The organism is Arminella tubonensis (assembly GCF_003240585.1).
Taxonomy (GTDB): Bacteria; Pseudomonadota; Alphaproteobacteria; order Rhizobiales; family Rhizobiaceae; genus Rhizobium; species Rhizobium tubonense.
The window spans coordinates 29,941-52,688 of record NZ_PCDP01000083.1 but is presented as its reverse complement, the minus strand read 5'-3'; the positions used below and the strand labels follow the sequence as shown (position 1 = coordinate 52,688).

18 protein-coding genes and 1 tRNA gene are annotated in these 22,748 nt (G+C 57.8%); 5 read left to right on the top strand and 14 right to left on the bottom strand.

Features of this window, described 5'->3' with window-relative positions; all coding sequences use genetic code 11:
* Nucleotides 1-543 precede the first annotated feature (543 nt).
* Entirely contained in the window at nucleotides 544-789 is a 246-nt protein-coding gene (locus tag CPY51_RS31870) for a helix-turn-helix domain-containing protein (RefSeq protein WP_111164365.1), read from the top strand.
* 402 nt (nucleotides 790-1,191) lie between these two features.
* Here CPY51_RS31870 and CPY51_RS31865 read toward each other — a convergent pair whose 3' ends face one another.
* Nucleotides 1,192-2,343: a sulfite oxidase gene (locus tag CPY51_RS31865; RefSeq protein WP_111164364.1), complete on the bottom strand. Its 1,152-nt coding sequence runs from the start codon at nucleotides 2,341-2,343 to the stop codon at nucleotides 1,192-1,194.
* A 647-nt stretch (nucleotides 2,344-2,990) separates the two neighbouring features.
* Between CPY51_RS31865 and CPY51_RS31860 the strand changes: the two genes are divergently transcribed.
* Nucleotides 2,991-4,745, top strand: coding sequence for an adenylate/guanylate cyclase domain-containing protein (locus CPY51_RS31860; protein WP_111164363.1), 1,755 nt, complete (start codon nucleotides 2,991-2,993; stop codon nucleotides 4,743-4,745).
* A gap of 154 nt (nucleotides 4,746-4,899) precedes the next feature.
* On the opposite strand, the gene CPY51_RS31855 is transcribed toward CPY51_RS31860, so the two are convergent.
* Nucleotides 4,900-5,373 (bottom strand): nucleoside deaminase, encoded by a 474-nt coding sequence (locus tag CPY51_RS31855; RefSeq protein WP_111164362.1) that lies wholly within the window; start codon nucleotides 5,371-5,373, stop codon nucleotides 4,900-4,902.
* A 325-nt stretch (nucleotides 5,374-5,698) separates the two neighbouring features.
* Nucleotides 5,699-6,331 (bottom strand): tyrosine-type recombinase/integrase, encoded by a 633-nt coding sequence (locus CPY51_RS31850; protein ID WP_111164361.1) that lies wholly within the window; start codon nucleotides 6,329-6,331, stop codon nucleotides 5,699-5,701.
* Between the two features lie 466 nt (nucleotides 6,332-6,797).
* Between CPY51_RS31850 and CPY51_RS31845 the strand changes: the two genes are divergently transcribed.
* A complete protein-coding gene (locus tag CPY51_RS31845; protein ID WP_244598853.1) occupies nucleotides 6,798-8,150 on the top strand; it encodes a phosphatase PAP2 family protein in 1,353 nt (450 codons plus the stop codon).
* 427 nt (nucleotides 8,151-8,577) lie between these two features.
* Here CPY51_RS31845 and CPY51_RS31840 read toward each other — a convergent pair whose 3' ends face one another.
* The 11 genes from CPY51_RS31840 to CPY51_RS31790 all read right to left on the bottom strand — a co-directional run bounded on the left by CPY51_RS31840 (nucleotide 8,578) and on the right by CPY51_RS31790 (nucleotide 20,581).
* The gene (locus tag CPY51_RS31840) at nucleotides 8,578-9,609 is read right to left on the bottom strand and encodes a hypothetical protein (protein WP_111164360.1); all 1,032 of its coding nucleotides are present in this window, start codon (nucleotides 9,607-9,609) and stop codon (nucleotides 8,578-8,580) included.
* A gap of 209 nt (nucleotides 9,610-9,818) precedes the next feature.
* Complete coding sequence (locus CPY51_RS31835) at nucleotides 9,819-10,274, bottom strand: hypothetical protein (protein WP_111164359.1); 456 nt, start codon at nucleotides 10,272-10,274, stop codon at nucleotides 9,819-9,821.
* A 258-nt stretch (nucleotides 10,275-10,532) separates the two neighbouring features.
* The gene (gene minE, locus CPY51_RS31830) at nucleotides 10,533-10,796 is read right to left on the bottom strand and encodes a cell division topological specificity factor MinE (RefSeq protein WP_111164358.1); all 264 of its coding nucleotides are present in this window, start codon (nucleotides 10,794-10,796) and stop codon (nucleotides 10,533-10,535) included.
* Nucleotides 10,793-11,608: a septum site-determining protein MinD gene (gene minD, locus CPY51_RS31825; protein ID WP_111164357.1), complete on the bottom strand. Its 816-nt coding sequence runs from the start codon at nucleotides 11,606-11,608 to the stop codon at nucleotides 10,793-10,795. Before minD ends, minE begins: the two co-directional genes overlap by 4 nt.
* A gap of 31 nt (nucleotides 11,609-11,639) precedes the next feature.
* Complete coding sequence (gene minC, locus CPY51_RS31820) at nucleotides 11,640-12,374, bottom strand: septum site-determining protein MinC (RefSeq protein ID WP_111164356.1); 735 nt, start codon at nucleotides 12,372-12,374, stop codon at nucleotides 11,640-11,642.
* Nucleotides 12,375-12,926: 552 nt separating this feature from the next.
* Nucleotides 12,927-15,326, bottom strand: coding sequence for an arylsulfatase (locus tag CPY51_RS31815; protein WP_111164355.1), 2,400 nt, complete (start codon nucleotides 15,324-15,326; stop codon nucleotides 12,927-12,929).
* A 413-nt stretch (nucleotides 15,327-15,739) separates the two neighbouring features.
* A complete protein-coding gene (locus tag CPY51_RS32425; RefSeq protein ID WP_146260220.1) occupies nucleotides 15,740-15,958 on the bottom strand; it encodes a hypothetical protein in 219 nt (72 codons plus the stop codon).
* 360 nt (nucleotides 15,959-16,318) lie between these two features.
* Nucleotides 16,319-16,392, bottom strand: a tRNA-Gln gene (locus CPY51_RS31805).
* A 174-nt stretch (nucleotides 16,393-16,566) separates the two neighbouring features.
* Complete coding sequence (locus tag CPY51_RS31800) at nucleotides 16,567-17,352, bottom strand: glycosyltransferase family 25 protein (RefSeq protein WP_195909674.1); 786 nt, start codon at nucleotides 17,350-17,352, stop codon at nucleotides 16,567-16,569.
* 16 nt (nucleotides 17,353-17,368) lie between these two features.
* Complete coding sequence (locus CPY51_RS31795) at nucleotides 17,369-18,850, bottom strand: oligosaccharide flippase family protein (RefSeq protein WP_111164352.1); 1,482 nt, start codon at nucleotides 18,848-18,850, stop codon at nucleotides 17,369-17,371.
* A 6-nt stretch (nucleotides 18,851-18,856) separates the two neighbouring features.
* On the bottom strand, nucleotides 18,857-20,581 hold the full coding sequence (locus tag CPY51_RS31790) for a GMC oxidoreductase (protein ID WP_111164351.1): 1,725 nt from the start codon (nucleotides 20,579-20,581) through the stop codon (nucleotides 18,857-18,859).
* A 276-nt stretch (nucleotides 20,582-20,857) separates the two neighbouring features.
* On the opposite strand from CPY51_RS31790, the gene CPY51_RS31785 reads away from it, so the two are divergent.
* Together CPY51_RS31785 and CPY51_RS31780 are read left to right on the top strand one after the other, a co-directional pair.
* The gene (locus tag CPY51_RS31785) at nucleotides 20,858-22,039 is read left to right on the top strand and encodes a DegT/DnrJ/EryC1/StrS family aminotransferase (protein ID WP_111164350.1); all 1,182 of its coding nucleotides are present in this window, start codon (nucleotides 20,858-20,860) and stop codon (nucleotides 22,037-22,039) included.
* Nucleotides 22,029-22,745, top strand: a complete 717-nt coding sequence (locus CPY51_RS31780; protein WP_111164349.1) for a 4'-phosphopantetheinyl transferase family protein — start codon at nucleotides 22,029-22,031, stop codon at nucleotides 22,743-22,745. Before CPY51_RS31785 ends, CPY51_RS31780 begins: the two co-directional genes overlap by 11 nt.
* The last annotated feature ends 3 nt before the right edge of the window (nucleotides 22,746-22,748 follow it).

Genomic DNA, 22,748 nt, shown 5'->3' with positions numbered 1-22,748 from the left:
TGCTGCATGAGAGCGGCATAGATCGATACCCTGCGCTGAGGCGCGGGGCAGAAAGCGATACCTACTTCGCCCAAAAGACCCAAACGGGCGGATGATCGGCAAATCCATCGAGTTTTTCAACGAAATCGGCCCAAAGCGGACCCACGCCGGCACGATTATATCCCCACACTAGCAAGACGGAAGCGCTGCACCTGGGCGCTGCTAATTGGAATTACGAGCTTCGACAAAGACCAAATCAAGGAGCACCGAATCGGAGAGCCTTAAGGCTATCGTCGCAGCCAATTTCACGACCAATCGTCGAAGTTTCGCGTAACCTCGATTTGGGCTGCATCCCTTATCAGTCCGTATTTGACCTGGGTGACCTTCAGGTCGCGAGCGGGCGATTGGTCGACGGAGGTGCTCAGCCTAAATGCTTGAACGCGATCGATACCCTTATATTGGCGCTGCGTCGGCTGTTGTATTTTGAGCCGACGTATGCCGGGCTTTCATAGCCATCTTCACCCGACGAGTTGTCTCGTCGCCGGACTTTGGAAGGAGATTTTCATGTCCATATCAATCCAGAATGTAGATGCGTCCAGCGTATCTCCAGTATCGGAAATCGACGTCGGAAACACCGTTCGCGCCGTTCCGGAGTCGTACGGTTACAGTGTCGACGACCTAGCGATCACCTGCGGCCTTACAAATCGTGAGATCTCGGATGTCGAGATCGGGGCGGATACTGATCCTTCCAAACTCCGACGTATTGCCGCCGCCCTTCAGATCGCACCATCCGACTTCCTTTCGATCTAGCAGTTGGAAAAAGAAGCGCGACGCACCCATGGATATGCGTCGTGCCAATTGAACGGCGGCAATCCTCCCCAGCGACGAACACGGAAGCCCGAGACTCCCGGCCATGGCGTCCGGAGCCATCAGTGCCAAAGCAATAACTCTTTGCCTTCGTCATCAATTGCGTCAGATGCATTTTTATAGGTCGGCAGCGGGTATCGATGCCGCTCTTCATTCGTGACCGCGAGTAATCTTATTCGTCCGAAGTGACGAATTGCCAACAACGCTCCCAGGATCAAATTCTGCGTGCCGCGCCGTCGGCGCAGTGCTTTTGGAATAGCCGCTTGGTGCCGCAATTCCCAGCGATGGCTGCTCTATCGAAGGGTCGTTTTCCCAAGCAGTCGATCGACATGGCAGCAGACCTTCTCAAATGCGGACGCGACGCGTGACCTGGCCATTGCTCTCCCAGTATGTGTGCTTTTTGGCGATCAAGGGGTCGTTCATTGCGGGTTGAATCTGTCCCGCGGTGCTGACCGCGCGCGAGGTCACCGTGTGTTCTCCTGCCGAGGGGTTTGCCCAAGTCAGGGACCAAATTTTCCAAGCGTGTTCGGCCTCCTCACTGTGGTCAATGGTCGTGGATGCCCAGGGCCCCTGATCGATTTGCACTTCGATCCGATCGATCGGCGCGCCCCAGGCTGCTCCAATGATGCGGTAATCCGACCCTTTGCGGGTGACTTTTGCGGGCGCGGACTTCAGCAGCGCTCGCCCGACGGAAGTCTCGGCCCATACGGTCTCGCCGTTGTGGTCTTCCTCCCGGATCGTGACATAGTCACGGGCCATCAGAAGGCTCATGAAGCGGGTGTCGCGAACCTCGATGCGCTTCAGCCATTTGACGTTGGCGATCCCGTACCAGCCTGGAGCAATGAGGCGTACCGGGAAGCCGTTGGATGCCGGCAAGGCGGCTCCGTTCATTTCATAGCAGAGGAGATTGTCTGGGTTCATCGCGTCAGCGAGCGACATGCTACGGGCGAAGTTCTGCTTCATCTTGACGTCGCGTATCGGGACCTCGCCTGTGTCAGTCCCAAAAAAGACGACCTCAATGCCCTTCTCGTGAACACCGGCTTCCTCAAGGATCGGGGCGAGCGGCGTCCCTGCCCAGCGAGCATTGCCGATGCCGCCGGTGAAAAAGGGAAAGCCGTGGTTGCCCGAGCATTCCACTGTGAAAACGACCTCCTGTCGTGGTCGCGCCCGGATGTCAGCGAGTGTTAACTTCAAGGGCTTCCTGACCAGGCCTCCGATCTCCATGGACCATGTCGTCTCGTCGATCGTTGGTCGATTGAAATGTGAGATGCTGAAGAACTTGTCGTTTGGAGTTATCCAGGTATCCAAATCCTCCCAGACAAGCTGGGACTGGATCCCTGCCGGATCGGGATTTTCGGTCGGCTGATCAAGCCATGGAATGACTTCCTCACCCGAACTGGTGGGGAATGCGTAGGCTAGCGACGCGTGGAGACCGGCGATGCCCGCGAGGGCAACACTTCCCTTAACGATGAATTCTCTGCGTTGGAGATCAAGCATATTTTCATCCTCCCAGATGTATCCGGAAAGGGCTGCAACGCGCCGTCGGCCGCGGCCTGAACGCGGATATGCGCAGAATGTCTACCCCACCGGAAATTTCTCGGAGCGAGGCCTAGTGTCAGCTACGGATATCAAACTGCAGCGCCGGATGGTTTCGAGCTTGGCGGCTCGCATCTTCGAAAATGCGCCTTTGGCTCAGAAGAGTCCATAGTCGCCGACCGGACGTGATGGCGGAGGTCTTGCCGGAGTAGCAGAAGCTCGATTTGAGCTAGCCCGAATTTCCGCTCGGTGGTCGGCGCAATGTTTGTGCGCTTGGATTTCTACACCATCCATACGCGACCATCGGCCCCAAGCGGGTCGACAGTCCAGTGACCGCATCCCGCCAGAGCGGACGCCGATTGATATAATGGGAGATAGATTCACGTTGCAGCAAGTTTGCTTTCTAAATCTGACCTGAGGATCACCCCGACGAATGGGAAAGGCAAGGTGATCGCGGCGATGCCGTGTAGCCTTGGCCAATCCGCGCTCGGCCGTGGCCAGCGCTTGTTGGTGCGAGATGTTCGCGTCTGAAAGCGCCAGCTAACAGGTCGACTGCAGACAAATCGTCTCGAACGTCTCATACTGTTCAAATCTTGACGGAAGCAGCAGTGGTCGCCACCACCGTGGGTTTTTGGACATGGGTACCAATGGACAATCGTAAGCTCGCAGCGATACTCGCGGCTGACGTCGTCGGGTACAGCCACATGATTGGCGAAGACGAAGGGCTCGCCCTTGAGTGCTTTCGAGAGATACGCTCAACAATTGTCGACGCCACTATCGCAAAGCAAGGCGGTCGTGTGTTTAAGCTGATGGGTGACGGAATACTTGCGGAATTTCCAAGTGCGGTTCGGGCGCTTCAAGCCGCAATCGACATCCAGCATCTCCTCAAGGAACGCAACGATCAATGTGGCCTGGACCGCCGCATGACGATGCGCGTCGGCGTTCACCAAGGCGATGTCGTCGTTGAGGAAGGCGATCTTCTAGGTGATGGCGTCAATGTTGCCGCCCGCCTTGAAGCGCTCGCTCCCGTCGGCGGTATATGCATTTCGGCGCGAGTTTTTGAAGATTCAATTGGAAAGGTTTTTGTGGACGTCCGCGATATGGGCGAAGTCATCCTGAAGAACATAGCTCGCCCCGTGCGGGTATATGCCATTGATCCCCTTCAACACGTTGCTGCCATGCCTGGCTCGAATCCAATGCCCATAAAATCGAGAGGCTCTAGACTTTCCATTTCGCTTACGCCGTTCAAAACAATCGGGGCGAATGAGAGGGGACTACCATTGGACGCCGGGTTGTTTGAGGAAGTTGCAGCGCACCTGACCAGATACCGCGATCTTGAAGTCATCCAGTTGACTTCGGATCAAAGCCCGCAAGCCTCAAGTCAATCCGGCTACTCTTTAAGTGGCACGATCCAGTTTTCGGATGACTCCGTTCGGGTCACAGCTAAGCTGGTTGAAAACGACACGCGCCGTGCCATCTGGTCTGAACGATGGGATCGCAAACTCGAAGATGTTTTTTTAATTCAAAGCGAAATTGCCGACGGAATTGTCAATTGCCTGGCTGGATATAGTGTGATCCTGCATACGGCCGCCGAGCGAGCGTCTCGAACACCATCCGCCAACCTTTCTGCCTACGAGTTTTACCTTCTCGGGCTGTCGCACAACAATCGTTTCAACTTGGAAGATGCAAGAATGGCCTTGGGCTTCTTCAGCGCCGCGTTGGAGCTGGATCGAAATTTTGCTCGCGCTTGGTTGGGGACCGCGTGGTCCTATGACCAGCTTAATATATTCAGCGGCGGCTCCAGCGAATATGAGATGCTCTTTGTGCAGTCGGCTCGAAAGGCGGTGGAGTTGGACCCGATGGATGCGGAGGCGCATCTGGCACTCGGCGAGGCGCTCGGGCATGTCGGAGACCCGGAGGCCGAAGAGGAAGCGTTTGATCGGGCAATGTCGCTTGGTCCCGGAAACGCAGACGTGCTCGCAATGTTCGCTGGATGGGCTGCAAGGGTTGGCCGTCAGAAGCAGGCGGAAATGGCTGCCGACAAAGCAAGACGGCTCAATCCCCGCTGGCCGGTGTGGTACAACAACTATTTTAGAAGAGTATTCTTTTTTGGCGGCCGCTACGAAGACGCCCTGAGCTGCGTGACGCGCAAGCCTCTCAAGAGTCGGTCACTCGATGATGTAATCTACGCGGCGTGCTGCTCTGCTGCACTCTCTAGGCCCGAAGATTTGCGCGATTGGCACGTGCAAGCTGTCGCCATGGGATACCAAAACAAGGATCATTTCCTGTTGTATGCCGGTGTCACGATCGCTCCGCAGAGGCAGATTTTCACCGAACTTCTACAAAGAGCGGGATTCGAGTAAGCGAAATTAATCAAAGGAGCCAGGAGCAAGACTGTTTTTGGCGCGTTGTGGTCAAGAGCTTTAGAGTTGGCTCATCGCAGGACAAGAGTCCCGCCAGAAACGAGGCGGCATACTGCCTCGGTACACCTGTCAGCGGCATTCCAGACGAAAGGGGCTATGCCTTGCCCAGATGCTTCGGCCAGAATTCCTGATGTACTTTGGCCGCTTCGTCCTCCAGGTTCGTCGGGCCAACCACCGTGACGGTGCGCGCGCCGGTTTGCAACACCGCTCGGCTCGGCACGTTCAACCCGATTCCGGCGATCTCGCCAAGCCGCGTTTCTGAGCACGCAAAAACCATTCGTCCGATGCCCGACCAGTAAATCGCGCCGGAGCACATCGCGCACGGTTCCGTGCTGGTATAAAGCGTGCAGTCAGCAAGAAAGGCGGTGTCGTAGTGCTGCGCTGCCAGCTTAACCAGGTTCATCTCCGCGTGGTTCGTCATATCGTGGCCGGTGAAGACGCTGTTTTCGGCGCGCAGGATTACCTTGCCGTCCTTCACCAGCACCGAGCCAAACGGTTCGTCGCCGTGCTCCATCGAGGATTTCGAGAGTGCAATCGCCTCGCGTAAAAACGGCTCGTGGCTTTCCATCAAAATCCCCCCAAACTAGAGCGGGACGATTTTGTCTTGAATCGAACGGATTTCCAAGGGGCTGTAAATCAGATTCGGGAGGGCGGCAGGGAAGCAGGGAAGGAGGTCTCCAAGGATGTCTCCTATTGGCGCGATCCGGAAGCTAACCAGCTTCGGGAGTTGGCGCACAGTGGACGAGATCGTGCCCAGACGATGTCCGCTTTCAGGCAGGCGCGACGACGCACTGTATGACCAATAAGCGGGCGCATAGCCGCTCAATCGATTTTTCAGACGAGGCCCTACGCGCAGAAACGCACGGCCCCGCTCCGCGCGGGGCCACACATTTTCAAATCTCAGTATGCTCTGCCAGTTCCAGCGCATCCTCGATGTCCACGCCTAGATACCTCACCGTGTTCTCGATCTTGGAATGTCCGAGCAGGATTTGGATCGCACGAAGATTCCCAGTGGCTTTGTAAATCATCGCTGCCTTTGTGCGTCGGAGCGAGTGCGTGCCGTAGTCTTCACGGCGAAGCCCAATCGCAGTGACCCACTCATCGACCAATCTGGCATATTGGCGAGTGCTGAGATGATCGGAATGATCAACCCTACTGGGAAAGGCGAAATCATCGATGGTGCCGCCTCTCCGTTCGAGCCACGCAAGCAAACTTGCCCTTACGTCAGCCGTGATCTCGAACTGTACGGGACGTCCGGTTTTTTGCTGGACGACCATGGCACGGGTTCGAATTTCTTGACCTGTGACGAGGGTTCCGATCCTGATCTTAACGAGATCGCAGCCTCGTAGCTTGCTGTCGAGCGCGAGATCGAACAACGCCCGGTCTCGCATGCGCCCCTCTCTATCGAGGAAGAAACGAATTGCCCAAATCTGCCGCTGCTTCAGAGGCTTCTTTACGCCGACCGTCCGGCCGGCGTTCCATACCGGGCGACCCAGTGCAGCAGGATCATACTGTGCGATACCCATTTGAGTTCTCCTTCGGCCACCATTGGCCGTTGGAAGAACGTGCAAATTCCAGGTTCAAGGGGGCCGGAAGCGGTCCGACCGGTTCTGATTTCCCGATGTGGCAGAGCAGACATTCATTTCCGCACAACCATTGTCGCGATCTGGCCCAACGTGGGCAGTCCCGCAATCGAACCGGAACGTCTCGAAGGGCTGGGAAGCTGACGTTGCCCTGCCGCAGAAGCCGGTTGTCAAACATCGACTTTGCGAGAGGAATTTCATGCCGCTGTCACAGCGGCAATCGGGCCACAAGTCAGGAAGACAGCGGTCTTCCGATGTGACACTAGCAAGCTGCCTATTCTCACATTTGATCCTTTTGCCCGGCGGTGTTCGGTGCTACAATTAGCGATTGCTAAAATTATGACGGAGCAGCCGTAAAGCAGAAAGGCCTCCGCCTTTGGGCCGGGGGACCAACCATGGGAGGCCCAACATGCTCAGCGCCTTATGCAAGGCCTGCGCAGTGATCCTTTTGTCAGGGAACTGCGCTTTCGCCCAATCGGTCCTGATAGAGCCAAATGCTGGAACGTGGAAGACGTGGGTGATCACGTCGGGCAAGGACTTCCGAGTCCCGCCCCCACCGGATACTTCTGCAACCGAGCTGGAGCAGCTCCACGATCTTGTCGCAAAGAACGACGCGCAGGTCGCCGCCAAGATCACGTTCTGGGACGCCGGCTCGCCCGGCTATCGATGGATCGACCTGGTCAACAATCGTGTTCTCACAGGCCAGCCGATCCCCAATGCGCACCGCATCTACACTTATTTGACGATGGCGATGTACGACGCCACCATCGCGGCCTGGGAGTCGAAGTACTTCTACAATCGCCCGCGCCCGAGCGAGGCGGATGCGACACTCCCGACTGCGCTGCCTACACCTCGGAGTCCTTCCTATCCGTCTGAACACGCGGCAGCCGCCGGAGCCGCCGCGACGGTTCTTTCCTATTTCTTTCCGGACGAGGCGTCTTCGTTCCAGGCAATGGCCGAGGAAGCGGCTCAGTCGCGTGTCCTTGCCGGTGTCCAGTTCCCGAGCGACTCTTCCGCCGGCCTCGAGTTGGGGCGACGAGTAGCAGAGCAGGTGATTGCGCGAGCAAAAGCCGATGGCTCTGACGCAGTGTGGACCGGCACGGTCCCGACCGGGCCGTGCATGTGGGTCGGAGACAAACCCGGCAATGTAACCATGCCCAACTGGAAACCGATCGTGCTGGCATCAGCCGATGAATTCAGGCCGCCGGCTCCGCCCGACTGTCAGTCGGCGACCGTAAAGGCCGAGGCGGATGCAGTTCGGCAGTTTGAGCGAAAATTTCCAAACAACTACAAAGCCTTCTACTGGCAGAGTCCATCCGGCCTGTTTACGAGCTGGTATGACTATGCCAGCAAGTGGATGTTCGAGGACAACACGGATTCGAACCCCCCGCGGGCTGCACGGGCTTACGCGATGCTCGCAACGGTCCATTACGACGCGTTCATTGCAAGCAACGACGGGAAGTTCGCGTATTGGTACCTCCGGCCCAACCAGCTTGACCCGAGCATCACTCCCCTGTTCGCGGTGCCGCCCTTTCCGAGTTATCCGTCAAATCACTCCACTCTCTCGACGGCGCGTTGCGAGATCCTTGCGTACCTGTTCCCCAGCCATGCGGAGTTCATCCGCGCGGTCGGCAAAGAGGCCGGAGATTCCCGCATCTGGGCTGGCATCCACTACGAAATGGACAACCGTGCAGGTGTCGCCCTCGGCAAAGCAGTCGCAGGGAAATTCATCGAGCGGGCGAGAAAGGACGGAGCAGACTAGCGAAAGAGGACACCTGCTAGACCGGATCGGAACCTTCTTGCCGATCGCCGGTCGAGGTCGAAGGATGGAACGGAACTTTGTTCGCCAGGTATCAGAAAGTTGCAGGCCCCGCGCGCTTTCATCTCCTGATGCTTTGTGGGCCTGAGACGCAACAATAACCAAATTGGCTTCCATGTTGCCGTTCCCCTGCGTCCCGATCTATAGACCGCTTCGGAGTCGACTCGTGACATTGGCTGCGTCCGGCGCAAACGTCAGCACGAGGCGCAACCGCGACCTCTGGTGCCGTCGCCGGCGATGTCTGCTTCCGGGCAGCGACAAAGTTCATGTCTACGGGTGACATGGGGGCGCAAAGCAGCCGTCTCATTCTATAACCAACGGGCGGTTTCGCAGTGATCAGAATTGAGAGACCCATGGCACGTGCACCGGATTAACGCACTAAAGAGCGGAAATAATCTCGCGCCGCGGCTGCCACCCTTGGCATCTCCTGTTCGATTGCGTCTCCGTCCGCCCAAAATTCGTAAGAGATCGCCAGTTCGTCGGAAAGCTTCCCGCTTGCATCGCATTGCAGGTACTTGTCTCTTCCGATGCGGCCGCAGTCGGCGCGGTCACCGCCAGGCGTGAGGACGGCGATGTCGTCACCATCACGGTAGATTTTCGAGCCGTCGGGCGAAGCAGTCATCGGAAAATCGGGCGGCGCGGCAGCCTTACCCTTATTGAGACTTGCGGGGTCGATGACCTCCACCCTGACGAAGCCGGGCTTGTCCAGAACGAGCTTGCTTCCCGCCTTTGGATCGCAAACCATCGCAGCCCACGGATATTCGGGATGCTGACGGGAGCAGAACAGCTCCCTCGCATCCTGTGTGGACCAGAAGGATTCGTGAAGCATGAAGGTCATGGCGCGCATTTCAGTCGTCTGGTCGGCGCTCTGCGAGCAGAGGGTGCGGAGGTCCGGATTGTGCCACATGCCGAAAAGACGGTTCGACCCGGTCTGGAAAAACGAGATGCCAGGCGCGGCCGGGAGTGACAGGTCCACGCCCGCGATCCGCGCCGGATAGAGCCGTTTGAAACAGCGCTGGGGAGGTGGAGCCATTTTCGCGTCCCGCATCATGGCTTCCGCGAAATAGAAGGCCATGGGGCTACCGAATCCGACGACGAGAATGGCGGGGATGATCAAGGCGGGACTGAGAACCTTCCATTCGGTTCCGCGACCGATCAGTACCGTTCCGCTCGCGATTGATCCGCATACGGCACCGAGAACGAAGAACCAGGCGAGCAGGATGCCGACTGGCAGACCGGGGCCGTCGCCCGAGAGCGCCCCGCTGTATTGGACCGCGCCGACGATCACGACGACCGTCCCGATGGGAAGTAGCGTTCCCCATCGCCTCCAGAAGCCCGTCGCTGCGAAACCGAGGACAAAGGGGATCCCGGCCGTGAGAACGAACGAACCAAAGTACGCCATGCGGATTCCTCCCTGTTGCGCTGCAGGAAGGCTTAGCTGATTTCCCTATAAGAAGGGTAAGCGTCAGCAGAAGCCCTGGGAGTCCTGCAATGGCTTTGAACTTCTCGCTGAGGACGCAATTGTGATTGGGGAGTGTTTGAGGTTAATCGGCCGTAAATGGACATTGTCAATCGCCTCAGATCTTCGGGAAAATCTCAACGAGCCACGTGTCAGATCTCCAGGCAAAGATCCCGGTTCACAAGCTCAAAGCTATCATCGGTGGTGTCGGGAGGACCATCCTGAAGATAGCAATAATCGCCATTCGCCTCATCGAGAAAGCAGAACCCGCTGTCGCCGTAGGATACATAAATTCCAAAAAGATCTCTGGTGGGGATTTTAGCCACATAGAAAGAGGTGGAGCGTATTTCTCTGCCTGCATATTTGCTGAGCAAATCGACGGTGAAAACCGGGTAAGCAAAATCCTTGTCAAAGTCATCAGGCTCGCTCAGTTGCGGTTCTTCCTGTTGCCGGCGAAAGGCCATCTGGCCATCGGAAAATGAGATGGAGTACCAAGAGTCTTCGATTTTGAAGAACAGCAGGACATGCTCGTCCAGAAGCTTTCCATCCATGTAGAACACGCATCTGCGAAATTCTTCTATCGTCCTTCCGACTAGCGGCTTCATCATTCAAAAACTCATGATTTCTCGGCGCAGTGGGTAATTCCTTTATTCCGTCGTTTACCACCACCCATCAAACAGCGGCAATACGTCATGACCGCTTCTGGGCGCAAACATGCCGCCTCGCCAGTCTACTGCATCGTCCGTTTTCGAGTGATCGCCTGGTGGGACTTTATGTCCGAGATGAGGGCGTGTCCCCAGGTCCTGACAAAATCATATAAAACGCTGGCGCGACGCCCATAGAGGATTTGTCGTTGTGAAGGCGGCTTAAGCCGCCTTCCTTTCCGCATCATGGGGGATTCCGACGTCGACGTAGAGTGTGGACACCGGGATACCCCGTTCTAATTTAACGCTGACCTTATCGGCGTCGACTTCCATATGCTTGGAAATCGCGCGGAGTATTTCGTCGCGTAACTTTGTTACAAGTTCGGAATCGCCCGTGGAGGCCCGATCATGCGCCAACAGGATTTGAAGTCGCTCGCGCGCGGCCGCTCCGGATTGCTGCCGGGAAAACATTCGGAGGAGATTCATGCGGCTCTCCTACCGAAAATTTTCCCAAACAAGCCTCGCTTGTCTCCGGGGATAACGACCGGCAACGCCTCGCCGTTAAGCCGCCGGGCAGCCTCGAAGTACGCGATTGCCGGGGCACTGCGGACGTCAGCCAAGGTGACGGGAGAACCAATGTTCGAGGCCCGCAGTACGTCCATGCTCTCCGGAATGATACCAAGAAGGGGGATTGAGAGGATTTCCAGCACATCATCGACCTTCAGCATGTCGCCTCGTTCAGCACGCGCGGAATCGTAACGGGTCAAAAGAAGGTGCTTCTCCATCGTCTCGCCATTCTCCGCCTTCAGCGTCTTGGAGTCCAACAAGCCGATGATGCGATCCGAGTCGCGAACCGAGGAAACTTCCGGATTGGTGACGACGATGGCCACATCCGCGTGGCGCATTGCCAACGTCGCTCCGCGTTCGATGCCCGCCGGACTGTCGCAGATGACCCAGTCGAACGCGTTCTTAAGGGCAGTGATGACCTTTTCCACGCCCTCAGGCGTCAAGTTGTCCTTATCGCGGGTTTGTGACGCCGGAAGCAGGAACAGTGTCTCTACGCGCTTGTCACGGATCAAGGCCTGCGTGAGCTTCGCTTCACCCTGGATGACATTCACGAGATCGTAGACGACGCGTCGTTCCGCGCCCATGACGAGATCGAGATTGCGTAGGCCGACATCGAAATCTACAACCACGACCTTCGCGCCATTCTGCGCGAGTGCTGCACCCAACGCGGCCGTGGACGTCGTTTTTCCGACGCCGCCTTTGCCAGACGTAACGACTATGACCTTGCCCATATCATCTCCATTTTTTTCCAAACTCATCGATTTAAATCACCGCGGCCACTTTTATGGTTTCGTCCTCAAGCCAGATCTGAACTGCTTTCCCGCGCAAACTTGGTTCAAAATCCTCGGCCGTCAGATAGAAGCCATCAATCGCGATCAGCTCCGCCTCCAACTTCCTGCAAAAGATTCGTGCCGTGGAGTGGCCCATGGTCCCCGCCATGGCGCGGCCCCTTAAGGCCCCATAGATGTGGATAGAGCCGCCCGCGACCACCTCGGAGCCAGACGCCACCGAACCAACGATAGTTACATCCCCTTCCGCATGGTAAAGCGACTGGCCCGAGCGAACGGGCTGGCTTACGACCACTGATGGATTAGAGCGCGAGGGTGCCGAGACCGTCGGTGCAAGATTTGCCGCCACCGCCGGGGCAGAGGACTCTTCGACCGCGGGTATTTCCAGGTCGGAAGTACCTTTCCCGTCGGTCAACGCGGGCGGCAGATCAGGAGCGAGCAAAGAAGCCTTCGCGCCCTCGATGCCCATGATGCGGACTTTTCTCGTCGCGAGCTTGGCCACGAGATCTCGAAGCTCGTCTTGTCCGATGTCGAGGTTAGTCATGTCGAGTACGATTGGTTTCCGAAGGAAGAAACCAGCGGATCGGGCCGCGAGATTATCCAACCGGACCAGCCAATCATCGACCGGCATCTCGGGGCTCAAGGCGAGCGCGAGGAAAGATCGTCCCTTAAGACGGATTGGGCGGGGTTGGGTTAACACATCATTCAACTTTGTTAATTTTGCGTTTCACGGCTGTAGCGAAAGAACAGTTAACAAGAAGTTAACGGCATGTTGGGTGATCACCCAAAGTCACCCAGATAGCTTGCGCGAGGATGGAGCGAGAGGGCATGCGGTTGTCCGGAGGACTGGTCGACACGCTCTGAGGTGTCCATCGACCGATAGTCATGGCCTGCAGAGATTGGAGTCACTACCAGGGAAAGAGGCGGCCTTGGCGTGTCGATTGGATGACCGCAAATCGTGTCCGGAGGCAGTATTGTCTAAACGAACGGAAGTCCGCTCTCGGGCAATGGTAAGCTCTGCCACTACGACTGATAAGGGCGCGCAATTGCGACCTACGCCTCGGTCGCGTCATGGCCCGAAGCGGAAGCTGGCTAGTGGCAACATTGGGCCATCCCGGCCATGCGAAAAGCGAAGGCGATGTTGCACCCGCGCTTGCGACACTTCGCCGTGGTTGTAGTGATATTTGGTAGACCCCGCCGATAGCGGAAACGCGGCTTGGTGTCGGGGTCACGATATCCCCGACACCAATGCGGAAGCGGCCTAGATCTGCGGCGGCCCGACCTTGACCGTCAGCTTGTCGAGCGTGCCGGTGAAACGGAACGGGACTTGGTAGTCGTTGTCGTCGACCGGGCTGCGGGTATCAATGCCCACGTCGAAGGATTCATCGATTGTCGCCACGAAAGGGATGGTGTGTGGGATCGTCTGCTTGGCTGCCTCGGTGCCATCGACGCTCAGGACGCCGGTGCCGCCCTTGCCAAAGCCGGGCCCGTCATAAGCGAAATCGAAGACGATGCTATGCTTGCCCGGCGTCAGCCCGTCCGTACCTTCCCAGCGGAATCGCTCCAGTCCCAGAAGATTGTAGGTGAAGACCGGTTTTCCCTTTAGCAGATACAGGCCGTAGCCGCCGAATCGGCCGCCGAGCGTGTTGATCACGCCTTCGCCGCCGCCCTCCGGGACCTCGATGTCGGCAGTGATCGTGTAGGATCGGTTCAGCGGGCTGGGCGCAGCCGATGGCGGCAGACCCGACAGCTGGCCGGTATAGGTGAACGTGTCCCGGCCCGCGGTGGCGCTCGGCTGTTGGCCGAAGCGCGTGGCAACCCTGTTGTCCAGCGGGAACACGTGGTACTTCGCGGCCTCCACCAGGAAAAGATCCTGCAGCTCCTTGAGCTTCGCCGGTTCCTTGGCGGCGAGATCGTCGAACTGCGTGAAATCCTTGGTCAGGTCGTAGAGTTCCCAATTGTAGCCATCGAGCACATCGGGCAGCTTGCCGAGCCCGAGCAGCCACGGCCCGGCCGGCGGCGTGGTGGAGGCGATCCAGCCGTCATGATAGATCGCGCGATCGCCGAACATCTCGAAGTACTGGGTTGTGCGCGTGGACGGGACGTTGGCGCTGCCCTTGGCCCAGGTATAGGCCATGCTGGTGCCTTCGATCGGCTTCTGCGGGATTCCGTTCACCGTTTGCGGTGCCTCGATGCCGGCGGCTTCCAGAATCGTCGGCACGATGTCGATCACGTGGTGGAACTGGCTGCGGATGCCGCCCTTGTCGGTGATGTGGCCAGGCCAGGACATCGCCATGCCCTGGCGAGTGCCGCCAAAGTGCGAGGCGATCTGCTTGGTCCACTTGAACGGCGTGTCGAAGGCCCAGGACCAGGCGACCGACATGTGCGGAGTGGTGACGTCCGAGCCCCAGGCATCGTAGTACTTTAGCTGGTCGGCGACGGGCATGTTGATGCCCTGGATCGCCGCCAAGTCGAAGGCGGTGCCGATGGTTGACCCCTCGGCGCTGGTGCCGTTGTCGCCCTCGATGTAGATGATCAGCGTGTTGTCGAGCTTGCCTTGGCGGCGCACCTCGTCGACCACCCGGCCGATCTCGTGGTCGGCATAGGCGACGTAGGCGGCGAAGACCTCGGCCTGACGCGCGAACATCTTCTTGCTGTCGGCATCGAGTGTGTCCCACTTCGGCAGGTCATCGGGCCAGGGGGTCAGTTGGGCCTTCTCCGGGATCACGCCGAGCCGTTTCTGGTTGGCGAAGATCTCGTCGCGCATGGCGTTCCAGCCCATGTCGAACTTGCCCTTGAACTTGTCGATCCATTCCTGGGTCGGATGGTGCGGGGCATGCGTGGCACCTGGCGCATAGTAGAGGAGGAATGGTTTCTCCGGTGTCACGGCATCGATTTGGCGCAGGTAGGTGATGGCGTCGTCGGCCATGCCGGTGACCAGGTTGTAGCCGGGCTGGTCCCTCCACGGAAAGATCTGCGTGTGGTCGCGGAACAGCCACGGCGTCCACTGGTTGGTTTCGCCACCCATGAAGCCGTAGAAATAGTCGAATCCCATGCCCGAGGGCCACTGATCGAACGGACCCGAGGTCGAATAGGCGTAAGTGGGGGTGTTGTGGTTCTTGCCGAACCATGACGTGGCATAGCCGTGATCCTTCAGGATATTGCCGATCGTGGCGTTGTCCGGACCGATAATCGAATCGTATCCCGGAAACCCAGTGGCTTGCTCGGCAATCACCCCAAAGCCCGACGAATGGTGGTTGCGCCCAGTGATCAGTGCCGCGCGGGTCGGCGAGCAGAGCGCCGTGGAATGGAACTGGGTATAACGCAGGCCGTTGGCCGCGATCTGGTCGAGCGTCGGGGTCGGGATGAGACCGCCGAAGGTCCCCGAAACGCCGTAGCCTGCGTCGTCGGTAATAATCAGCAGCACGTTCGGAGCGCCCTTCGGCGGGACCACGGTCGGCGGCCACCAGGGCGTCGAGTGCTGCGCGTCGAGGTTAATGACCCCGCCGAACGGCGGCGGCGCTGCCGGCAGTGACTGGCCGTCGATCGTGGTCGTGGCACTCGGTGCTCCGGGCGTTCCGGTCACCTGCTGTTGGGCGGCGGCGGGAAAGACTGAAAAACAACTGGCGGCGAGTACTGCGAGGTAGGCGCGCGTTTTCATCGTTCGATGCTCCTATTGGCTGTAACCAAAAACGGATAAGCGGCCGATACTTTTCAGTCTTTAATTGTCTCTCGTGGTGAGCCTCGGTAGCAATGCGGTAGACATATGCGTCAATTTAATCAAACGGCCACAGAAGTGTCTGGAGTGTCTCAGATTACTAGCCGCCAATGAAGTACGTTACTGTAACATACGGCAACCTACGAGCGGATCTGAGGATAGTCGACCTGCCACCGTGCGCCAATGTGGTGGTAATTCCCCACGAAGGCGAAGTTCGATGCGGAATTAAATCAGCGGCCGCTTGTGGCGCAACTGCGACCCACGCCTGGGCGCGTCATGGCCCGAGGCGGCCAATTCACTCAGCCGCGATAAATGATAAGAACTTATTTCCGGTCACTGACCTCCGGTTCATGAAGTCATTTCTCGCTGATAGGAAATCCCCATTTTGCCGGATCGAGATACTCTTTGGGTGGCATAAGTTCTCGCATTTCGACAGGGCGACGCTTGAGGCTCACGATCTCAAATCCCTCGCCTGATCCTCGCGAAGTCTGAACGTCCTTCAGCGGAATGTCATCAGTGGTCACACACTGGGTTCGGCCACCGTCAGAAACTTTAGGCATGACGTCGAACCACATGCAGTCCTCTTCCAGATACCTGTCTTTCCGACCCATATCGACCTTGCCAAAAACCATATCGAATTGATTTATTCGACTTTTTGGGTCGAGGTGTTCGCGTCGAGCCTGTAGCGTTCGCCTTCCCATCGATAATTGATAACCTAGCCCCATCCGCTTCATGTCCCGCTTGGGTAAGGTTCTCGACGTCGTGGCGGACTGCCATGGAGTAGTTGCCCTTGCCTGCCACCTGCAACGCCGCCACGGAATTTTCGCGTGGGCATCACCTGTGGGCTACAGCTCTGGGCATCAGGTCGCCAATGATGCCAAAACGATATCCGGCACGACTGGAAAATCAAGGAATTACGGCGTTTTAGCGAGAATTGGCTGGGGAACCTGGATTCGAACCAAGATTAACGGAGTCAGAGTCCGTCGTTCTACCGTTGAACTATTCCCCAACAGAGGTCCGCATGCAGCATGCGAACTCGTTTCGCTGACGAGGACGTCATATAAATGATTTCCTTCTCGATGCAAGTCCGTATTGAATGGAATTCCAGATTGTTCAGGTGCGAACCATTTTGACGGCTCCGGCCCCTACGAGATGGCCTTGCAGCCGGCGAAAGAAGGCCGGATCAACATTCCCCACGCTTCCAAAACCGCGACCAGCGAAAATGTAGATTTGCCATTTCCTTGTGAAACTTGTTCTCGATTCGAAAGATGTAGTGCCGCAGCGAGCGATTTTGGACCGCACCCTTGCTGTGCTCCCGCTCCTGGAGGAGCGTCGATACGAAGGCTCTTTCGACGCAGGGGAAAGGAAAGATCGCGTAGATTGCCAGTCCGTGATTCCAAAAACGCCCCAACTCCACGTCGATCGGCATATCGATGGCCTTGATCGTCGAAAGGAACCGGGCAGCCCCTGCCCTGCTGATGACATAGGCCTGCGTCCCGTAGGGGTCGCTTCTGAAGCGAACCACCTGTTGCTCTCCAAAATAGCCGACGACGTCGACCCTTTTTATCCTGCGTGCGAAAAGCCGCAGGCAATCGATCTGCAATTTTTCCAGTTCTTTCGTCAGCAAATGGAAATCGAACTCGGGGTCGACCCAGACGTCGTCCTCAAGGACCAGCAGCCACTCGCGCCCGTCGCCTTCGACGAACTGTTTCAACACCTCGAAGTGGCTTTTAAAACAGCCAATCTCGCCATTGCTCAATACGCGGCCACATTTGGCGAGTTGCCTCTTGGTGTCGACGATCAACTCCACCGGCCTGTCCGAAGTCGCCGCGTCGAAAAACTCCCAGTTTAACGATTTAGCAGTCGCTAAATTCGAAGAAACAGCGTCCCGCCTCTTCAAGCTGCCGCTGAGACTGATGACCTTGGCTGAGATTGTCTGGGAATTGGGTGTCATGTGGACAGTGCTCATCGATCCTCCCTGGCCGTTACACAGCGGGTCTGAATTTGTGCTTGAATAATCTGACGATGAGATCGTATTCGACGGAACGCGTCGCATTGGACATCTTGAACGTGAGGAAGATGCCGGCGAGGTAGGCGATGATCGACAGTGCGCCCATTACGCAGGACAGCGACGTGAAACGCACGAAACCAAGGTCGTACTTCCGGACGTAAATCGCCGGAATAATGAAAAGGCTCATCAGAGCAAGAGGCAGGAGGTGCCTTGCCAGTTCCTTGCATTGACGCAGAAGCGTTAGGTCTATCATCGACCGCATGATGAACATGGATACGATCAAGCTGATCGTCGCGGCTATGGCCTGGGCGACAATTATTCCCTGCATCCCGGCGGCATAGCCGAGCACGATCACCAGAGCCGCCTTGCTGGCGAGATCCGACATATTCTTGATCGTGACGAAATGCATTCTGTTGACCACCATGGCCATGGATGGGATCGGGATCGTCGGAAGCGAGAGGATGGCAATTAGCGGCAAATATCGCAGAAGATATGCGGAGTTGTGCCACGATGGTCCGAGCAGAACATCGACGACCACATCGGACAGGATCGATATCAGCAACAATACGGGCGCCACGAGGACAACGATGGCCGACGACGCCTTAAGGTAAGCGTCGCCCAGTTTCTCCGTGGTGTTCATATGCGAAAAAGCAACGAGGAACGGGCGAAAGAGCGGTTGCACGATGGCCTGAAACGGCACCCCGGTGATGTCGTTCGACACCGAATAGTGACCGAACGATGCAAGGTCGACGAAACGGGGAAGCAGAATCTTCTCAAGCTGCCAGTTCAAGGCTTGCAGGACTTGCGAGACCATGTTCCACCCGATCATTTGGGCAAAACGATGCAACTCCTTCAGCGTCAGATGCGGCCATTGCGGCGAATAGACATAGGACATGCTCACGGTGAGCGCTGGCCCCGCAACTGTGCCGGCGGCGATTGCCCAGTAGCTCCCGGTAAGCCAGGCAGCACCCGCCGCAACGATCAGAGAGGTGAGCTTGGCTGACAGGTCCATGACGAAATCCGGACGAAAATCGAGCCGGCGCGTGTAAAGGATCATCCGTGGGCTTCTCAGCCCACGCATGACAGGCGCCAGCGACAGGACGCATATCAAAGCCGTGAGCTTTGGCTCCTGATAAAAAAGCGCCAGCGGATAGGCAAGCAAGCATAGAAGTCCGGCAATCGAAACACCTCTGAGGATGCCGAGCGTTAGCGCGGTGTCAAACATGTCCTTGGTGAGCTCGGGGACCCTGATCAGCGCTGCGCCCACCGGCAGTTCGAAGATCGCCTCGGTGATGAAGACCGACGTCATGGCCATGGCAACCAGCCCGAAATCCGACGGACCGAGCATCCGCGCCAGACAGAGGAGCGTTACAAGATCTATCGCCTTCGAAACAAGCTTGCTGCCAACCGTCCAGATACTCGCTCTGGCCGTCCGGTCCGACAAAGAGGGTTCCATCAAAAGCTAAACTCCACTGAGGTCGTTTTCAGACGCTTCCGCGTCAACAAAAGGTTGCGGCATGGTGATGCCGGTCCTGTGCCTCGACTTCAGATGATCCGAAAGCCGGATGGCAAGGGCGAGTATCATCAACGTCGGATTGGCGTGCCCCCCGGTCGGAAACACCGAACTGCCGGCAATGAACAGACCATCGATGCCGTGGACCATGGCATCTGCGTCGACGACACTGTTTGAAGGATCGTTGCCCATGCGGGTCGTGCAGGACGGGTGAGCCATGTCTATGAAGGACGCCTTGCCGGGGTCGTCCTGCGCAATCCACTCGGCCGGCTGAGATCCAGGCAGTCCGACGCGATTGAACTCCTCGCAGAGCAGACGGCCAAAGCGCTTCATGCTCTCGATCTCGACCGTGCCTATTTTCCAGTCGACGCGCGCACGCGGGATACCGAACGCGTCGCGGCTATCGGACAGGGTAATGCGACTCTCGGGATCGAGCTGCTGTTCAGCCATGACATCGAAACGCAGCTCAACGGACTTGTGCGGCAGCCCACGCTTGTGCACCAGCCGGCCATAAAGTCCGGATGCGATCATGCCAGATGATGCGACGACGGTGGAAAGGTCGGCGAGCGCCGTGCGCCTGGTTCCGCGGGAAAGCCGCCTCAGGGCGGCCCATGGATTGTTTTTCGCATGAACCTGAGCCGGGTAGGCAGCGCAGTTCGTGAGGCCCTCCCTCGCCTGCACTTCCGGGCTTAGTGAGAGGCCTCGAAGGTAGAAATGCGTCTTGCGCCGATCCGTCAGTCCGAAGAAATTGAACTGAGATGCGGCAGCCTTTATTCCGGGGCCGGTGAAACGGATCAGTGTCGCTCTCGGGTGGTCGACCAGATAACGTCCGACGACGCCCCTGCCGTTTCCGATTCCCGCCGCAGCCACCGAATTCGATGCGAGCAGCAAGCGGGCATTCTCAATGCCACCTCCGCACAGAACGACGGTATCGGCACGGATCGTCGCGCTCTTGCCGTCAAGGCTGCTGACGTCGAGCGAACTGATGCGACGACCGTAACGATCAAGATTGATCTCGGTGACCGTGGCATGCGTCAGAAAATCGACGTTTGCGGCATCGCAGTCGCGGGCAAGATTGATAAACCGCATCGGCTGCCGATCCCCGCCGCGCTCCTTGCTGAACTGCCAGAAAAACGGGCGAAGGAGGTCGCGGCTGATCCCAAGTTCGGCGGGGGGCGCGCGTAATAGCCGGTTGAGGCCCTCGTCGTAAACATTCGGACCCAAGTTCAATAACTCGGATGCTCGATCGAGCGCCGACTGAATATCTCGGCGTTTGAACGGCCAGCCTGAATGGCGCAACCAGGGGCGCGACGCGAAATCCATATCGTCAAATGCTGCACATTTGCCGAGCCACGTATGGCTGCTGCCGCCAAGCAGGCGATTTCGCAGCTCGAATGCCGGGATGTCGTTCAGCCACGACAATTCGTTGGCATATCCACGGCCGATTGTCTCGGCACCGCTGCGCTGCACCGGTTCGCCGACATTCTCAACGCCGTTGAGTGCTTGCGTCTCGATGTCATATTCGAGCCCGCCACTGTCGACGACGAGCACTCTGATTTTGGTATTCGCGAGTTCGCGGGCGATGGTCAACCCTGCAGGTCCGCCGCCGACGATGACGATGTCGGCTCGCAAAATCGTGTTGTGCGGAGCGGATCGGAGGTCACGGATCGTCATTCACATAAATCCTTAAGATCAAATAATTGAATAGCAAAATCGCGATCGGAGTGAAAATCGTCCAATGTAAATAGCCGCTCAGATTCTCTACCGATTTTGGCTAGGCGCAAACCGGCTTAACACCCTCGAAGCTAGCTGAAAGGCCATCTGAAATACGTGTTCGTTCCAGTCTAATCTTCAAGCTGCGATCCGCCGATGAAAACGGATTGGATCTCTATGTAAGGCGCGGCCAGCACCAGCTCTGGCCGTCCGCCGTGTGGCACCGGGGGGCACGCTGTGGCGCATGTTGGGTTACGAGAATGGTTGGCATTGGCGCCTGTCTTTGCCTCGGGGAAATTGGCACGTTACGGCGACGCCGGCGGCGGCCCATTGATGCGGTTCGAAACCGATTTCTGTCAGAAGTTCGGTGTCAACCACGCCCTGACGATGAGCAGTGGCACCGGCGCCCTGGTTGCGGCTCTCGTCGCCGCCGGTATCGGTCCGGGGGACGAGGTTCTCGTGCCCGCCTACACCTGGATCGCAACGGCGGGTGCGCCGCTTGCCGCAGGCGCGGTTCCCGTTCTCGTCGAGATAGACCAGACGCTGACGATGGATCCGGCCGACATCGTGCGCAAGATCACGCCCAACACACGTGCCATCATACCCGTCCACATGGCCAATATGGTCTGTGACATGGATAGCATCATGCGCATTGCCCGGGATCATAATCTGCTGGTCATCGAGGATGCCTGCCAGGCAGTCGGTCTCACCTACAAGGGTAGACGCACCGGCACGATCGGCGATGCCGGCGCCTACAGCTTCAACCAGTTCAAGAATATGAATATCGGCGAAGGCGGGGCGCTGGTGACCGACGACCCGCACCTGTTTGCCAGGGCACGGATGTATCACGATATCGGTTCGATTTTCCGGGGACATCTCGACAATGCCAACGAGGCTCCCATCATCGGCATAAACCTCAAGGCGAGCCAGATTCAGGGCGCCATGCTGAATGTGCAGCTGAAGCGGCTCGATCCGATGATCGCCCGGATGCGCAAGCGCTACGAGGTCATGAAGGAAATCCTTTCAACACGGGAAGGCTTGCGGGTCGGTCCGCACAACGACGTAGCCGCTGCAGCGGGACTGCATGTGATGTTCGAAACTGCCGATGAAGCAAGCGATTTTGCGGCAGAAAACAAGCGGGGTGTCTACCGGCTTTATGATTCAAGCCGTCATGTTTATACGAACTGGCAATCGGTGCTTCAACAGCGGACGGCCCATCCGGATATGAACCCTTACAAGTGGACGGAGCGAAAGATTGAGTATTCGCCCGATATGTGCCCGCAGTCACTGGATATTCTGAAGCGCACCTGCCGCGTCAGCCTTGGCGAAAACTATCCGTTGGCGCTCATGGCCCATCTCGCACGGCGCATGGCGCGCCAGCGTCCGACACCGGCCCGCACGCTTTCCTATGCAACCTGATCATATCGCAGCCGACATCGCGGCAATCGACATCTGGACCTGGGCCTTGGACGCCGATGCGTCGGAGGTAGCCATCTACAGGGAGCTGCTTTCCGACGACGAGGTGGCGCGGGCGACACGCTTCGTCCATGAGCACGACCGGTGCCGTTTCATCGTGGCACGCGGAAGGCTGCGGCAAATCCTTGCTACCTACAGTGGGCTCGATCCGCGCGACCTTTGCTTCGACTACAATGCCTACGGCAAGCCCCGGATCGGCGGGCGGCATGATCTGGCGCTGCATTTCAACCTGAGCCATAGCGCGGATCTGGCGGTTCTTGCCGTGTCGCCTCGATACGAGATCGGCATAGATATCGAGGAGAAGAAGGCGCTCCAGGAAGACATCGCCGCCCACTTCTTTTCTCCCAAGGAGCGCGCCTCGCTCCGACTGGTCGCCCCGGAAAACTACCTGGAGCACTTCTATCGGTGCTGGACGCGAAAGGAGGCTTTCGTAAAGGCGCATGGCGCAGGCCTCTCCCTTTCGCTTGAGGCTTTCGACGTAACGTTTGGAGAGGAAGACCCACCGCGGCTGGAGCGTCTTGAGGGGGAGCCGGAAGCCTCGACAATCTGGCGTCTTCTCCCTATGCAGACACCGCCAAATTTCGCCGGAGCAGTTGCCGTCCAGACCTTCGGCGACGCGGTCCGTCTGCGATATTGCACCGTCGGCTGAGCA

Bases quoted from the DNA above. Each gene is read 5' to 3' on its own strand.
- CPY51_RS31870 (WP_111164365.1), top strand. From the start codon at position 544: ATGTCCATATCAATCCAGAATGTAGATGCGTCCAGCGTATCTCCAGTA.
- CPY51_RS31865 (WP_111164364.1), bottom strand. From the start codon at position 2,343: ATGCTTGATCTCCAACGCAGAGAATTCATCGTTAAGGGAAGTGTTGCC.
- CPY51_RS31855 (WP_111164362.1), bottom strand. From the start codon at position 5,373: ATGGAAAGCCACGAGCCGTTTTTACGCGAGGCGATTGCACTCTCGAAA.
- CPY51_RS31850 (WP_111164361.1), bottom strand. From the start codon at position 6,331: ATGGGTATCGCACAGTATGATCCTGCTGCACTGGGTCGCCCGGTATGG.
- CPY51_RS31845 (WP_244598853.1), top strand. From the start codon at position 6,798: ATGCTCAGCGCCTTATGCAAGGCCTGCGCAGTGATCCTTTTGTCAGGG.
- CPY51_RS31840 (WP_111164360.1), bottom strand. From the start codon at position 9,609: ATGGCGTACTTTGGTTCGTTCGTTCTCACGGCCGGGATCCCCTTTGTC.
- CPY51_RS31835 (WP_111164359.1), bottom strand. From the start codon at position 10,274: ATGATGAAGCCGCTAGTCGGAAGGACGATAGAAGAATTTCGCAGATGC.
- minE (WP_111164358.1), bottom strand. From the start codon at position 10,796: ATGAATCTCCTCCGAATGTTTTCCCGGCAGCAATCCGGAGCGGCCGCG.
- minD (WP_111164357.1), bottom strand. From the start codon at position 11,608: ATGGGCAAGGTCATAGTCGTTACGTCTGGCAAAGGCGGCGTCGGAAAA.
- CPY51_RS31815 (WP_111164355.1), bottom strand. From the start codon at position 15,326: ATGAAAACGCGCGCCTACCTCGCAGTACTCGCCGCCAGTTGTTTTTCA.
- CPY51_RS32425 (WP_146260220.1), bottom strand. From the start codon at position 15,958: ATGTGGTTCGACGTCATGCCTAAAGTTTCTGACGGTGGCCGAACCCAG.
- CPY51_RS31800 (WP_195909674.1), bottom strand. From the start codon at position 17,352: ATGAGCACTGTCCACATGACACCCAATTCCCAGACAATCTCAGCCAAG.
- CPY51_RS31795 (WP_111164352.1), bottom strand. From the start codon at position 18,850: ATGGAACCCTCTTTGTCGGACCGGACGGCCAGAGCGAGTATCTGGACG.
- CPY51_RS31790 (WP_111164351.1), bottom strand. From the start codon at position 20,581: ATGACGATCCGTGACCTCCGATCCGCTCCGCACAACACGATTTTGCGA.
- CPY51_RS31780 (WP_111164349.1), top strand. From the start codon at position 22,029: ATGCAACCTGATCATATCGCAGCCGACATCGCGGCAATCGACATCTGG.